Origin of the sequence: Methylomonas albis, from assembly GCF_014850955.1 — a bacterium.
GTDB lineage: Bacteria > Pseudomonadota > Gammaproteobacteria > Methylococcales > Methylomonadaceae > Methylomonas > Methylomonas albis.
In genome coordinates this window covers 5,085,836-5,100,624 of sequence record NZ_JACXSS010000001.1, presented here as the reverse complement: position 1 = coordinate 5,100,624, position 14,789 = coordinate 5,085,836, and the positions used below count along the sequence as shown (strand labels likewise).

Sequence of the window (14,789 nt, the reverse complement as noted above, 5' to 3'; positions counted from 1 at the left end):
AAAATCACTCCTTTTTAGAAAAATAGCCTACGCTTTTTCTCTGCGGACAGGCGCTGCCGGTTCGCGTATTCGGCAACTTTGCAGGAGATTGAGATGAGTCAGAATTTGTTATCGTTAACTTTCAGCGACGCGGCGTTGGCAGAGATCGACGCGGCTTTGAATACCTTGGAAACCCATTTTGTCGGCTTTGCGTCGCTGTCGCCCGACCAGCGTCGCAATATTTTGAAGATGGGCGATAAAACCGAAGCGTTCTGCCGGCAGACGATGCTGCTGGCCGCACAAAATGCTCAGGCGATTCCGCCCAATCTGAACATGCCCGAGGCGCAAGCGGACATGACCAGCCTCGACCAACTCCGCCCACGCTTGCATCGGTTACGTGATTTGCAGGCGCGCGGCGACGATACCGACATGGCGCTGGGCAGCGACATTTACAGCTTTTGCCTGGACGCCTACGCTTCTTTAAAAATCGCCGGTAAAGGCGCGGCGCTGGAAACGCTGCGGCAAGCGATGGCGGTACGTTTCAATCGTGGCGCCAAGAGCAAAGTCGAACCAGCCGCCGGCTAAGCTTGACGGCGGAGTTTGCAACCGGCTGCGGGGGACGGCCGACCGCAAGGCTATACCGCCGAGCTTCAATACTACCAATCCCAGGCTTTTTGCCCTTCCCTAATGCCTTTTAGCCTTAACCGATAAGCAATGTGGCATGCCGGCAAGCCAAAAAGCCATGCTCGCAAGGCGAATAGCTGCAATCGCAAACTTACCTATGTTAGCGCGCAAGCGAAAACAGTCCTTGCCCATAGCAAATCGCTTTAATTGCCAGCCAATATAGCTTTGCGCGCCAGGTAAAAAGTCGGGTGAGGGTGTCCCGAATTTTGTGTAAACGGGTTTAAGTTATCGGTTAGGGATTCGGTCTTCGAACTGAATACTAAACCGGTTTAATGCGGCTTTCCAGTCATAGACGGGCATGGTCCACTTTTGGCTGATATTCTTCAATGCCAGATAGAGCAACTTGGATAATGCGTCATCGCTGGGGAAGATCGCGCGATTTTTTATGATTTTTCTCAGGCTTCGGTTCACCGATTCGATGGTATTAGTGGTGTAGATCACCTTGCGAATCTCGGGCGGATAGTCGAAAAACGGGATGATACGGTCCCAGTTTCGTCGCCAGATCGGGGCAATGGTGGGATAGGCTTCGTGCCAGTTGGCCTCGAATTCGGCCAGTTTTTGTTCGGCTTCCCTGACGGTAGCGGCTTGATAGATACGCTTGAGGTCGTCGGCGACCGACTGGCGCCTTTTGTAGCTGACGTAGTTAAGGCTGTTACGGACCAAGTGCACGATGCACAACTGCACAGTGGCTTTGGGAAACACGGTTTCGATCGCTTCCGGAAACCCCTTTAGACCGTCGACACAGGCGATAAAAATGTCGTTGACGCCACGGTTCTTGAGCTCGGTGACCACTTGCAGCCAAAATTTGGCGCCTTCGCTTTGGGCAATCCATAGCCCCAGCACCTCTTTGTGTCCGTCCAGATTGACACCAATAGCCAGATAGACCGCCTTGATCCGCACACTGCCACTGTCCCGCACTTTGGTGTGTAGGCAGTCGAGGTAGACGATGGGGTAAATCGGATCCAGCGGACGGGTTTGCCAGGCGCTCACCTCCTCAAGGACCGCGTCGGTCACCGAGGAAATCAAGGTGGGCGACACCTCCGTGTGATAGATCTCCAATAGATGGGCCTGGATTTCCCGTACCGTCAGGCCGCGGGCGTACAACGAGATGATCTTGTCGTCGAAGCCCGTCCAGCGCCGTTGATGCTTGGCGATAATCTGGGGTTCGAATTCGCCATGACGGTCACGGGGAATCTCGATGGGTAAGTCGCCGAAGTCGCCTTTGAGCGTTTTCCGGCTCTTGCCGTTACGGGCATTGCTATTGGCGTTGGTCACCGCCTCATGCTTGCCGTGGCCCAAATGCGCGGTCATTTCCGCTTCCAGGGCGCGTTCGACAATGGCTTTGGTCAACTGCTTTAACAGTCCATTGGCACCGATCAGGTCTTCGGGTGTTTGATAGTTCGACATCAAGGCATCGAGTAATTCATCAGGAATGGCTTTGGGTGATACGGTCATTTTTTCATCCTCTTCAGGATCGGTAGTTTCCTACCTCATGGCCGTTTACACAAAAATTCTTACACCCTCATTCGGTACGCCAATTTGGTTCAAACCCAAGCCTACTTGACCTTGCGCGCAAGAACAAAGTCGCGGCAACGCCAAACAAATTACCATTCAGAACGAGCAAAGCTCAATCAACGCTTGCATAAAGTTTCTGTTCCGCAATCATCTCTGTACTGTCGACAAGTTCGATTTCAAAAAGCTGCCACGCATTGACAGAAAAAATGAAGCGATCCGACGTTCGACGTTTGAACAGCGCGAATTTGATGCACTGGTTCGCATAGTCATATGCAAAGGTGGCCATTACTTTAAGCGGTGGCGAAAACTGCTCAAACCAAAACACGAAACCGATCTCATTTTTAGCCTGGATGGCAAAACCGAACTCAGCAAACGCACGCTGCTGTATCACTTCCACAAAATTGTCGAACTGGCTGATATTGAAGATAGCGAAAATAGAGACTCGGTCCCATACAGCTTACGGCACTATATGATCACCGAACGCATTATGAAAGGACTGAGCTTTAGACAAGTCGCGGAAATGTGCGGCACCAGTATCACGCAGATTGAACGCACTTACTATCATTTGAATGATGATATTAGGATGGAAAACGCTTTGGCTTGACCGTCGTTTAACAAGACGCTTGGGATAAAGCGTTACTGTGGTAACGCTTGCGCATTGAATGTCGGGAAACACGACAAACGCGTTGGCTGGTTTTGGCGCTCAAATAGCGTCATCGCGCGTTGCAACGATCCAGCTCGCTACAAGCGTATTCGTTTCCACTTAGCCAAGCTGTAAGACGAAATTTGAAGCTGATTTATTCTTAGCTAGCCTGCAAACTGATGCGCCGTTCTGATCATGTCAATCAAGGCAACACCGATCAAACGGGTTCGCGCAAATAACGGCAGCCTATCCGCAACGGTATTGGGCGCTATCGCGCTTTTGGCCAAGGAGCAGTGCTTGATGGGCATAGGCGGCTATAAAATACTCAATCTACTGGCACTTCGTGATAAATTTCGGCGCATTCTCATCCGCCAATCAGGTATCGCCATGACCACGATCCGCCAAGACGATTTCATCCAAAGCATCGCCGACGCCTTGCAATTTATCTCCTATTACCATCCGAAGGATTTTATCGACGCGCTATACGCCGCGTATCAACAGGAACAAAGCCCGGCCGCCAAGGACGCGATGGCGCAAATTCTGATTAACTCGCGGATGTGTGCGGAAGGCCGGCGGCCGATTTGTCAGGACACCGGTATCGTCACGGTGTTTTTGAAAATAGGTATGGACGTGCGCTGGGACGCCAAACTTGGTGTCAGCGAAATGGTTAACGAGGGCTTGCGTCGCGCCTATTTGCATCCGGACAATGTGCTGCGCGCATCGATTTTATCCGACCCAGCCGGCAAGCGCATCAACACCAAAGACAACACGCCGGCGGTAATTCATATGGAATTGGTACCGGGCGACAAAGTCGACGTGGAACTGGCGGCCAAGGGCGGCGGCTCGGAAGCCAAATCTAAATTCGTGATGCTTAACCCCTCAGACAGTATCGTCGATTGGGTGATGAAAACCGTGCCGACCATGGGCGCGGGCTGGTGTCCACCGGGTATTCTGGGCATCGGCATCGGTGGCACCGCCGAGAAAGCTATGCTCCTGGCCAAACAAGCCTGCATGGGTTCTATCGACATTCGGGATTTAATCGCCCGTGGCCCAAGCACTGCTTTGGAAGAACTGCGTCTGGCGCTATACGACAAAGTCAATGCGCTGGGCATAGGTGCGCAAGGCCTGGGTGGCTTGACCACGGTGTTGGACGTGAAAATCCTGGATTACCCGACTCATGCCGCCAACAAGCCGGTGGCGATGATCCCCAACTGCGCGGCCACCCGTCATGCGCATTTTGTATTAAATGGTGCCGGTCCGGCGCTGTTGACGCAGCCTAGTTTGGCGGACTGGCCGGAAATTACTCAAGCCGCCGGCAGCGCCCGCCGGGTCAATATCAACGGCTTGACCAAACAGGACGTCGCCGACTGGAAACCCGGCGAAACCTTGCTGCTCAGCGGTACGCTGCTGACCGGCCGTGACGCAGCCCACAAACGCATCGTCGATCTATTGAACAAAGGCGAGCCCTTGCCGGATGGCGTCGATCTCAAAGATAAATTTATCTACTACGTCGGCCCGGTCGATGCGGTGCGCGACGAAGTGGTCGGCCCGGCCGGCCCGACTACCGCCACGCGGATGGACGGCTTCACCGATACCGTGCTGGAAAAAACCGGTCTGCTGGGCATGATAGGCAAATCCGAGCGCGGCCCCAAAGCCATTGAGGCCATCGCCAAACATAAAGCCGTTTACCTGATCGCCATAGGTGGCGCGGCCTATTTGGTATCCAAAGCCATCAAACAAGCCCGCGTCATCGCCTTCCCGGAATTGGGCATGGAAGCGATCCACGAGTTTGTGGTTGAGGACATGCCGGTGACGGTGGCGGTGAATAGTCGCGGGGAGTCGATTCACAATACCGCGCCCAAGTTTTGGCAGGCGAAGATTGGGAAGATTCCGGTGCTGGTTGAGTGACTTGTTTCGCCCGGATTTGATTGTTTGGCAATGCCAAATATGTCTGTGCTAAGCGAAGCCGACTTAGCCGAAGCGAACGCTTGACTTCGACTCCGCTCAGTCAACGGAAAATCGCTTGGTTTGGGGACATTTATTGCCATAAATCGCCTAAATCCCACGCGGTAGATTTTTTCTTGAGGTGTCGCTGTTGCGACGCTTACTTGTCGTCGGTCTTGGACCGACAGCCGCGATTGGCACCGTTGAAAAATACCAGCTAAACTCAAGCTCCCTGTCTTCGCTCGTGTTCCCCATGCAGATTGTGTCCTTGTTATTCATCGGTTTCTCCCTGGGTTCAGCAGTCTTGCTCATGCTCGGCAATCTGTTGCACGGGCACGATCCCTCACGTTGGGCGTCTAAAGTGGCCGGGTTTTTATTGATTATCGGTTTGCTGGGCATCCAATGCCTGCATCTGGGTTGGCAGTTGGCTTGGTTCGATCAGGTGCATACTCCGCTGTATTTGCTGTTGCTTTACGGCATTGCGCCGAGTTTTTATTTCTATAGCCGGCAACTGTTGCTGGCTGAGGTTCTTTACCGTCGGTGGGACGGGTTGCATGCTCTGCCGTTAGGCTTGTGCCTGGTTTTGCCTTACCGGCTGGCCTTGCCGGCGGCGTTTTTGGTGGGTAGCGGCTATTTGCTCTGGCTGGCTAAAACCGTGTATGCGTTACGCCGGCAGCGCCAGCGTTTTCATCTGGAACTGCTGGCGCTGGGAACGTTGTTTGCGATTGCCGTTGCGGTGTTACTGCTGGGTTTTATTTGGCAGCTATTGGCCGAAGCCGATTTTATCGGCGCATACAGCGTATTAATCGGTCTGGCGTTTTTCGCCGTAACGCTGACTTTGCTGCGTTTTCCCGGCATCGCCGCCGATGTGTCGGAAGCGGTGCAGGCGGCTTATGCCGAATCGACTTTAAAACATGTCGATAAGCCGGCGCTATTAGCAAGACTCGATGCCTTAATGCAACAGGACAAACTCTATACCCTGGAAACTTTGAGCTTGGGCTCGTTGGCAGAGCAATTGGGGTTGAGCCAGCATCAACTGTCCGAGCTGATCAACACCGAGTTTCAACAAGGCTTTTCCCGCTATATCCGCCAGCAGCGCATCGACGCAGCCAAGCACTTACTGCTGGCAGAGCCGAATGCTTCGGTATTGTCGATAGGGCTGACGGTGGGGTTTAGTACACAGTCCAATTTCTACGCGGCGTTTCGCGATATTGTCGGCGTGGCGCCGGGACAATACCGAAAAACACATGCATCCTAAGTCAACAAACCTCCATTTTTATGATTTTGTAAGTTTATAAAGCATTGATATATGGTGGATTTCATTAGCCATACACTATTTCTATTCCTGTCCTATCAAGCTGGAAGCTCATCAGCCTGACGCTCGTTAACCTGCTCCTGCCTCTCAACTTTTGGAGCAAAACGATGAACATTCTCTGCAACTACTTACGGCCAAACCAAAGGCCAAACGCACGCGTCGCCGGCTGTATAGCTATTTCTGCGAGGTGCTTATGAATATCCTGCTAACCGGCGCCAGCGGTTTTATCGGCGATGCCGTGGCGCGCGAACTGTTGCGACAGAGGCATCATGTCACGGCCTGTTGCCGCCACCCTGAACGACTACTGATCAATAATCCAAAGCTGACGCTGCTAACCCTGGATTTTGCCAAGGCCTGTACGATTGAGGCCTGGCTGCCGCATTTGCAAGGTATCGCTGCTATCGTCAATTGCGTGGGCATTATTGCGGAGAGCACACACCAGCGTTTTGCCCAATTACATAGCCAAGCGCCGATATCCTTGTTTCAGGCGGGTACGCAAGCCGGGGTAAAAACAATCGTGCAGCTTTCGGCCCTGGGCGCCGATGCGGATGCCGAATCAGCCTACCATCTCAGCAAAAAAGTCGCGGACGATGCCTTGCGTGAATTGCCCGTGGACTGGTTTGTGTTGCAACCGTCACTGGTTTACGGACCCGGTGGCCAAAGCAGTGCCTTGTTTCACGCCTTAGCGGCCTTACCGGTACATCTGTTAGCGGATGGTGGATGGCAGCTATTGCAACCGATACATATCGACGATGTGGCCGCCACCGTCTGCCGTTGTCTCGAGCCGGCGGTAGCTGGCCGCAGAACTTTGGCTTTGGTCGGCCCCGGTCCGATTACTTACGCACAATGGCTGCAAGGGCTTAGGCATCGGTTGGGTAAGCCCCAAGCCGCCGCATGGTCCGTGTCTTATCGCTACGCCTTGGCCATGGCGGCTATGGGTAAATGGCTGGGCGAGCCGATGTTGCGCAAAGACAATGTGGCGATGCTAAGTCGGGGTAATAGTGCCGACTCGGGGCCTATCACCGCATTTTTGGGTCGTACCCCACTCAGCGTGAACGAGCAATGGTTCGAACAACCGGCCAGTCAAGCCGAGCGCTGGCAGGCGGGCTTATATTTTCTGAGGCCTGTGCTGCGATACGTGATTGCTATCGTCTGGTTGTGGAGCGGCATCACCTCGCTGTTTTTCTACCCACATGCATTGAGTTACCAGTTATTGGCGGCACTCGGCATCACCGGCTCCGGCGCGCCTATCACTTTATATGGTTTGGCGGCGATGGATATTGCTTTGGGTTTGGCGACCTTATCGCGGTTTAGGATCAGAAGCCTAATGCTGTGGCAGTTGTGGATCGTGTTGGCGTATAGCGGGGTGGTAGCGTGGCGTTTGCCGGAGTTTGTGTTTCACCCGTTCGGCCCGTTATTGAAAAACCTGCCGTTTTTAATGTGCTTGTTGATGATCAGAGAATTGGAAGGAGAGCAGTCATGATGTATTTATCGTTAAAGTTGATCCACATCCTCAGTGCCATCGTCTTGTTCGGCTTGGGTTCCGGCACGGTGTTTTATAAAGTGATGGCGGATAAAAGCGGCGACCACGCGGCCATCGCCACGACGAGTAAACATGTGGTGCTGGCCGATTGGTGGTTTACCACACCCACCGTAATTATCCAGCCGCTAACCGGTGTGTTACTCGCCGAGCAATTGTCGGCTTCGTTCGGCGACGGCTGGCTGTGGTGGACGCTGATCTTGTATTTAACCACCGGACTGTGCTGGCTGCCGGTCGTGCTGTTGCAGATCCGCATGCGCGACATCGCCGTTGATTCACTGGCTCAAGGCCGGGCCTTGCCGTATCTGTACCACTATTACGCAAAGATCTGGTTATGGCTGGGGGTGCCGGCTTTCTTCGGCATGATAGGCATCACCACTTTGATGGTGTTTCATAATGCACTAGGGGGCTAAGCCATGTCTAAATCATTGATGGAAACAGTATTGGGCGACGATTGGCAACAATTGCCGGACGTAATTCAAAGACATTACCGAATCAGCGACGGCCAACAAAGCCGGCTAGAGGGTACGATGGAGATAGGCTATCCCGGCTATCTGTTTCCGCTGATCTGGATGATTCATTTGTTTGGTGGCTTGTTGCTATGGCGCGGGCAGGCGGCACATGCCGAAGTTGACAAGACCGCCAACGGCGAATTACTGCACTGGTATCGAACGATGACTTATGCCAACGGCAGAACCGATTGCTTCAGCTCGCAGATGAGTTATGCGGCTGACCACGAGTTAATCGAAAGCATAGGCTTTGGTTTTGGTTTGCGTTTAAAGGTCAGTGTCGAGAATGGCGATTTACTGTACCGCAGCAAGGGCCATTTCTGGCAATGCGGTCCACTATGCCTGAACATTCCGGATTGTTTATTGCTGGGCTCGGCAAACATCCGCGAGCATGCCGTGTCGGAAGACGCATTTTATCTGGACTTCAGTATCCGTCATCCCTGGTGGGGTGTGAGCTATTACTATCGGGGTAACTTTCGCTATTGCTGACTGAGTTGATCAATGGAAAGGGCGGCACACCTATACAGCTGGCCTCGGTGCTCATTTATTACAAATTCGGGCATATTTAAAATATCTTGTTGCTGTGTGAGTCCTCGACGATCATATGGCTAAAGCTTCGATTAGGCAGTGGTGTCCGCATTATTTATTCAGCAGAAAGACTTGCTAGAACTGGCTTTTCCACCGGGCAAAACCGGTGGGTCAAAAATTGTGCATCAGGAGGGTTAACTTATGAACGATCAATCCGGCATACAATGGCCAGAGCATTACCATCCGCAAAACTGCCCGGTGCATGTTCGCAACGAACTGGATATGGCGGCTAAACCGGAGCAGATTTGGGCTTGGCTAGTAAGGGCGCCGTTGTGGCCGAATTGGTATGTCAATTCGGCCAATCTGCGCCTCCTGGAAACTGCCGGTACAGAGCTTAAACCGGGCACCCGCTTTCGTTGGAAAACTTTTGGCATCACCATTACCTCCACCGTGTTGGAGTACGTGCCAAATGAAAGACTGGCGTGGGATGCGAAGGGTTTAGGCGTTGACGCCTATCATGCCTGGCTATTGCGGCCGAGCACGAACGGTTGTGACGTGCTTACCGAAGAAACCCAGCATGGCTGGCTGGCCTGTCTTAGCCAACTGTTTTTACCAAACCGGATGTCCAAATATCACCAAATTTGGCTGGAGTCATTGCAGGGCAAGGCTTTGTCTGGACTTCCGGATGGCGATTAATATCTCCCCTGCGAGCATCGCAACTAACTGGTGTTTAATATTTGTGGTTCCCGCCTACGCGGGAGCCACAAGATTTTTTTAACCCACATCCGTTACCAAACTGGGGTAATCGGAGTAGCCAATTTTCGGGTCCTGCCCAGCAGCGCCATAAAAGGTTTCAGCATGGTAGGGATTAAGAGCCACATTCAGTTGCAAGCGCCGAACTAAATCGGGATTGGCAATATAGTCCTTGCCAAACGAGACGGCGTCGGCTTCGTCGGCAGCGATGACTTGCTGCGCGGTTTCCCGATTAAAACCTTCGTTGGCAATCAGCACACCGCCGAAGCGCTTTTTTAACTCCGGACTGATGCGATTTTCTCCGAGAGATTCGCGGGTAAAAATGAACGCAATGCCGCGCTGGCCTAATTGCTCCGCTAGATAACCGAACGTGTTCAATGGATCGGAATCGCCCATCGTATGTGAGTCACACCTGGGTGCAAGATGCACGCCCACGCGACCGGCGCCCCATACCGAAATAGCAGTATCGGTCACTTCTAACATTAAACGGGCGCGGTTTTCCACCGAACCGCCGTAGGCATCGGTTCTCTTGTTAGTGCTGTCCTGCAAAAACTGGTCTAACAGATAGCCATTAGCGCCATGAATCTCCACGCCGTCAAAACCGGCAATTTTGGCGTTTTCCGCACCTTCGCGGTAAGTCTCGACAATGCCGGGTATTTCGCAAATGTCCAAGGCTCTGGGTATTACGTAATCCCGCATGGGCCGCAACAGGCTGACATGCCCCAAAGGCGCAATCGCGCTGGGTGCAACGGGCAACTCGCCGTTTAGGTAATCCGGATGAGACACCCGGCCCACGTGCCAGAGTTGCAGGAAAATTCGCCCGCCGGCTGCATGAACTGCTTGGGTTACCTTGGCCCAGCCTTCTACTTGTTCATCCGACCAAATACCAGGTGTATCGGGATAGCCCACACCTTGGGCGGACACGCTTGTGGCCTCGCTTAAGATCAGCCCGGCATCCGCTCGCTGCGCATAGTATTCGGCCATCAGCTCGTTAGGCACACGGCCGGCACTGGCCCGGCAACGTGTTAAAGGCGCTAACACGATTCGGTTAGGTAAATTAATGTCGCCAACTTTGATGGGGTCAAACAGGTTACTCATGTGGTCTCCAAATTAAATGCAATTCATAGCTCTTTTACCTTACAACAAGCCATCCAGCTAGGTATTTTATGAAAATAAAAAATCGGTAGGAACTATCTCTCCATGCCAACCACTCCAAGAATTAGCGTCAAGAATAATCGTCAGTTAAGAGATGTTTAAGCCTAAGAGAGAACAATGAGTTGCAACTGAAGGATCCCAGAAAAGGAGGATTTATGTTCAGGCTTACAACACTATTGACAATCACCTTGTTCTTTTCAAGCGCAGTATTTGCGCATGACGGAGGCTGGCGCAACCGACATCGGCACGGCTATCACCAGGATAGCTATGGGTATAATTATAACAACCCGTATTACCAAACATACGTGCCGCCGCCCGCAGTGGGCTACTATCGGGCACCAGCAAACTATTACGGTTTGCCGCCGGTGAGAGGGTTTGTCTACCAACAACCCATCCCTATACGACGTTGCGACCGGAATAACCGGCACGGCTGGTAGTCATGAACACCACAATACGTTTGGCGCTTGTTTTGATTGCGCTGTCCATGCTGAGCGGGTGCGTGGCTTATGCTCCCTACGCTGAGCCCTATCCAGCAACGTATACCCCCTATGGCTACGGCTATGGCAGCTACGGACATAGTTACGGTTATTCGGCGCCGGTTGTGCCGGTACCCGTACCAATGTACCGTGGTGGGTGGGGATATGGAGGTTATAGGAGCTACGGCGGCGGTCATGGTGGTTATGGGCATTTCGGTCACCATGGGCATCGTTAAGATAGGCTGATCTGCCGCGGCAATTTGGCATGTGACACGATGTCGCATTCTATGTATTAGAAAATACTGATGTTATGTTGATCATTGCAGAGGCGTTCAGTGCAATAACTTCCTCCCTCAATTCCGGCCTCGTGTCGGATTTTTTTTGCGTACGACACTAACCGCTTGAGTGCCCAACTTAGTTTAAAGACGAAGCACCGGTTAAAACGCATTTCACCTTTTTTCAGTACGCTACCCCTTTTCTGATTAGGGCCGACATGCGTATCGTATTGAATCAGTGAAAGCCCTCCAAACCTCGAGTTTCAATCCTTTCGTCAATTAGCTACGGTCGTCGTCAACACACCAGGAACTGTTTGTTATTTCAACGTCTCTGAGAAGTAGATGAGGGTTGTTTAGCGCCCATTGTGGCAGTCAGTCCGGGATTTGCTGATATTGAAAAGACGGCTAGTTATTGCAATGTTGCCATGCTTGTTGCAAAAGTTCCGGAAACTTTGTTTCAAATTAAGAAACAAACAATGCAATAAACACCTGATTGTAAATATTTTTCGTAGGTATATAGTGAAGTCGTACTTAAAAGCGACTAAACATAGTCAAGGTGAACCCAATGAATACTTCAAATAGCTTTTACAGTGACGTGATGACTGGATTGTTTTTTGTCACCGGCATGCTCAGTTTCATGTCGGGTCAATTTATCCTTTCCACGCTGTTGTTTGGTGCCGCATCGTTGACCAGCAATTTGAACCTGGCAACGCCGGTGCGTATTTAAGATTTCCGTGTGACCTCTAGCGGCACCCCTGGCCGCAAACTCTATGGCCTCTATTTTGCCAGTAGGTAGAGGCCTTTTTTGGGGTTCTTTCAAACGAAGCTAAATTTAGCAGTAGGTTAAAGTTCGATCCAGTTATTCAATGCCAAGTACAACGCGATAGGAGAAATACCATGAGCTTACGTTACGCAAACATGAAAAGTGCGCTTGAGTTTTTATACGCACCTCCAGTCACTCTGCCCATTATCGAATCGTGGAGTGAGGACGAATTTGATGATGTATTAAACTGGATTGAACAAATGACTCGCCGGAATTGGCATCGAATACTTAAGCGCTCAGAAATATCCGTGCAACAAAGACCGGATGTCTTGAATGTATTGGATGTTGAAATGTAAGCGCTAATGCCAAAATAGGGATTTACCGGATTTACCCGTCTTTTATCACATGACCTAAGTTGTTTTATTAAGAATTCGGAGCGGATTTTTGAGGATATAAGACGGAATCCAGGGCAGTTTTTTCTATGTTTTCTATCAGCCCCACGATTTGCTGGTCCAGCATAAAGCGCGGCTCCCATTCCATCGCCAAGTCGTCAGCCAAACTGTCGATACAATGATGATCGACATAGCTTTGATGTAGACGTACTTGATGGTTGACAAGCTCCACCCGCTTGCCCGGTTGCTCGTCTTGCAGAAGCCCGGCAGCATGTTCCAGGGCGTTTGCAAGCGCGGCATCGAATGCCCGGCTGAACTGTTGCAATTCATCGGGAAAATGACTGAAGCGTTGGCCGCTGAGCAAGCGATAGCGTTTTCTGACTTGTAACAAACCGGATAAATGGCCGGTATCCTTGACAACTGTCCTCAGCGCCGCCCGCGTTCATGCACTTTTTCAGCTAAGCGTGCATCGGGTTCCAGTACCGCGTGCGCCAACAAGTCTTGAGCGGCGGCCAACTCTTTTTCCGCCGATAGTCGTAAGGGTAAAGTGTAAGTCAAAAGGTGACTGACATCGGGTAAGCGGTTGGTGAAGCTGGCGAGTGTGCGCAACGCCGCAATGCTGTGATGCCGGGCCAGCGCAATCGAGCGCCGCGGCCACAGCGCGTAGTCGATAACGCCCATCACGATAAGTCCGAGCAAAATGCCGATGACCCGGTCGCGCGGCAGATATAGATCGGTAACTTGACCGAAATCATGCAGCACAAACAACGCAAACGAAAAACCGAGTTGCCGACGCAGGTAAGCGATGCGTTCGCTGCCGGCGGTAATCCAGGCCGCCAATGCCCAAAATGGCGCCGTTGCAAACGCAAAGCCGACAACGGTATCGAGCTGAGATTGAAAGACCAATACGTAAAAATAAGCGCAGATTCCGCCGACGGCGGCACCCGACACCCGCAATAGCGAAAGCCAGTAGTCGGCGCCAAGACTGGTTTGTGCCGCAACCAGACAGGTGGGAATGGCGGTATTGATGTCGGGCCAGCCCAGGCTTTCCACGATCAACCTACACACTATCGCGCCCAGGGAGAACTTGATGCCAAATTGCACGCTGTCTGCATGCGTTGCCCAAAACTCGTAGCCAAACCAGGCTGGCAGCCAGCTATTTTCCGGGTTATTGGCGGATTCCACGTTGATTTTGTTACTGTCCGAAGCAGCTATCGGTTGATGCAAAGCGTGCATCAGCCCGACAATGCGTTGCAGCGCGCGCCACAAGGCGGTTAACAGCGACGGATTGGTTTCCCGCGCATAGCGTTGCAATACCTCGTCAGTTAACAAACTATTGATTTCGCCGGCGACATCGGCTGAGCTCGATATTCCGCAGCAAACCCTGATTAAGCCAATCGGCTACTGACGCAAACCGTCTATTTCCAGTAGCAGGGCTCTATAAGTCTCGTGGCGTTCGTGCAAAGCAGGATGAATCAATTCGGCATTTGCCAATAAACCCGTTTGCGCACCGCGCCCAATAGCGCCACGGCTAAAGCCATCGACTATAGCTTGAAACGCTGGGTGGCCTTAAGCCGTTACGCCGAAATAGGCGACCTGCCTATCGACAATAATCCGGTCGAGAACAGCATTCGCCCCATTGCCTTGGGGAAAAAGAATTGGCTGTTCGCCAGCTCTGAACGCGCCGGACAGCGGGCGGCCGTTATTCAAACCTTGCTCGGCACCGCGAAACTTAATGGCCTCGATCCGGCTGCCTGGCTAAAAGACGCCCTGGCCCCCCCACTTGGCCCAACAGCCGAATCGATGAGCTTCTACCGTTCAGTCACATCGATTAAATCCAAACGGCAACTAGCTGACGATGTGGTCGGACTGCTTGCTTACAGTGTTGCCAATGAATGTGACTGTGTAAAAACGTAAAAATCCAAAGAGTGGGGGAAAATTTAGTTTTTCAATTGTATTTTTTGCGTTTTACACCGCCTAGGTCGACTGCGACAACTCGCCACCTCCGGAAGCCGTCATTCACTAATTGCAGAATCTTATCGGAATTGGCGGCTGACAATAATTTAGAACAGCCTGCTGCTGGGTGGAGTTCGCAATATACAAAACACCATTTATTTTTCGGCTTTTGTCATCCACGGGCGTGCCAGCAGCAGCACGCTGAGCAAGCTGCAAAAAACCATATAGTGCGAGTAGCGAAAATCAGGCGATGGCGCCGCCAACATCAAACCCAACTCATGTAGGATGGCACTGGAAGTTAGACAAATCACTTCGATATTGGCCGTCGTGGGGCGAAACAGCGCGGTAAAAAACATACAAAT

Annotated in this window: 16 protein-coding genes and 1 pseudogene; 11 read left to right on the top strand and 6 right to left on the bottom strand. The window is 52.0% G+C overall.

The genetic code is table 11. From position 1 onward, the window contains the following. The first annotated feature begins 93 nt into the window (after positions 1-93). Entirely contained in the window at positions 94-564 is a 471-nt protein-coding gene (locus EBA_RS23045) for a hypothetical protein (RefSeq protein ID WP_026602682.1), read from the top strand. Positions 565-888: 324 nt separating this feature from the next. On the opposite strand, the gene EBA_RS23040 is transcribed toward EBA_RS23045, so the two are convergent. Next, positions 889-2,118, bottom strand: coding sequence for an IS256 family transposase (locus EBA_RS23040; protein WP_192372263.1), 1,230 nt, complete (start codon positions 2,116-2,118; stop codon positions 889-891). 172 nt (positions 2,119-2,290) lie between these two features. Continuing rightward, complete coding sequence (locus EBA_RS24475; protein WP_229427415.1) at positions 2,291-2,575, bottom strand: hypothetical protein; 285 nt, start codon at positions 2,573-2,575, stop codon at positions 2,291-2,293. Between EBA_RS24475 and EBA_RS24985 the strand changes: the two genes are divergently transcribed. From EBA_RS24985 to EBA_RS23005, 7 genes are all read left to right on the top strand, one after another. Next, entirely contained in the window at positions 2,486-2,782 is a 297-nt protein-coding gene (locus tag EBA_RS24985) for a tyrosine-type recombinase/integrase (protein WP_407663605.1), read from the top strand. The two genes, EBA_RS24475 and EBA_RS24985, sit on opposite strands and share 90 nt — an antisense overlap. Before the next feature lie 426 nt (positions 2,783-3,208). After that, entirely contained in the window at positions 3,209-4,729 is a 1,521-nt protein-coding gene (locus EBA_RS23030) for a fumarate hydratase (protein ID WP_192377376.1), read from the top strand. Between the two features lie 289 nt (positions 4,730-5,018). Next, a complete protein-coding gene (locus EBA_RS23025; protein ID WP_192376906.1) occupies positions 5,019-6,023 on the top strand; it encodes an AraC family transcriptional regulator in 1,005 nt (334 codons plus the stop codon). A 250-nt stretch (positions 6,024-6,273) separates the two neighbouring features. After that, positions 6,274-7,563, top strand: coding sequence for an SDR family oxidoreductase (locus tag EBA_RS23020; protein ID WP_192376905.1), 1,290 nt, complete (start codon positions 6,274-6,276; stop codon positions 7,561-7,563). Next, positions 7,560-8,033 (top strand): DUF2269 family protein, encoded by a 474-nt coding sequence (locus EBA_RS23015; RefSeq protein WP_192376904.1) that lies wholly within the window; start codon positions 7,560-7,562, stop codon positions 8,031-8,033. The genes EBA_RS23020 and EBA_RS23015 overlap by 4 nt, the downstream gene beginning before the upstream one ends. A 3-nt stretch (positions 8,034-8,036) precedes the next feature. Then, the gene (locus tag EBA_RS23010; RefSeq protein ID WP_225616410.1) at positions 8,037-8,618 is read left to right on the top strand and encodes a DUF4166 domain-containing protein; all 582 of its coding nucleotides are present in this window, start codon (positions 8,037-8,039) and stop codon (positions 8,616-8,618) included. Between the two features lie 240 nt (positions 8,619-8,858). Continuing rightward, positions 8,859-9,353, top strand: a complete 495-nt coding sequence (locus EBA_RS23005) for an SRPBCC domain-containing protein (protein WP_192376903.1) — start codon at positions 8,859-8,861, stop codon at positions 9,351-9,353. A gap of 78 nt (positions 9,354-9,431) precedes the next feature. On the opposite strand, the gene EBA_RS23000 is transcribed toward EBA_RS23005, so the two are convergent. Beyond that, a complete protein-coding gene (locus EBA_RS23000; protein WP_192376902.1) occupies positions 9,432-10,508 on the bottom strand; it encodes an alkene reductase in 1,077 nt (358 codons plus the stop codon). Between the two features lie 1,373 nt (positions 10,509-11,881). Here EBA_RS23000 and EBA_RS22995 point away from each other — a divergent pair. Beyond that, complete coding sequence (locus tag EBA_RS22995; RefSeq protein ID WP_192376901.1) at positions 11,882-12,043, top strand: hypothetical protein; 162 nt, start codon at positions 11,882-11,884, stop codon at positions 12,041-12,043. Between the two features lie 170 nt (positions 12,044-12,213). After that, on the top strand, positions 12,214-12,435 hold the full coding sequence (locus EBA_RS22990) for a hypothetical protein (RefSeq protein WP_192376900.1): 222 nt from the start codon (positions 12,214-12,216) through the stop codon (positions 12,433-12,435). Positions 12,436-12,502: 67 nt separating this feature from the next. On the opposite strand, the gene EBA_RS22985 is transcribed toward EBA_RS22990, so the two are convergent. Together EBA_RS22985 and EBA_RS22980 are read right to left on the bottom strand one after the other, a co-directional pair. Beyond that, entirely contained in the window at positions 12,503-12,862 is a 360-nt protein-coding gene (locus EBA_RS22985) for a hypothetical protein (RefSeq protein WP_225616409.1), read from the bottom strand. Positions 12,863-12,897: 35 nt separating this feature from the next. Further along, positions 12,898-13,803, bottom strand: a complete 906-nt coding sequence (locus EBA_RS22980) for an FUSC family protein (protein ID WP_225616408.1) — start codon at positions 13,801-13,803, stop codon at positions 12,898-12,900. Positions 13,804-13,980: 177 nt separating this feature from the next. Here EBA_RS22980 and EBA_RS22975 point away from each other — a divergent pair. After that, positions 13,981-14,306: pseudogene (locus tag EBA_RS22975) on the top strand (IS66 family transposase); the annotation flags it as partial. 276 nt (positions 14,307-14,582) lie between these two features. Here EBA_RS22975 and EBA_RS22970 read toward each other — a convergent pair. Continuing rightward, entirely contained in the window at positions 14,583-14,783 is a 201-nt protein-coding gene (locus EBA_RS22970) for a hypothetical protein (RefSeq protein WP_192376899.1), read from the bottom strand. Between the last annotated feature and the right edge of the window lie 6 nt (positions 14,784-14,789).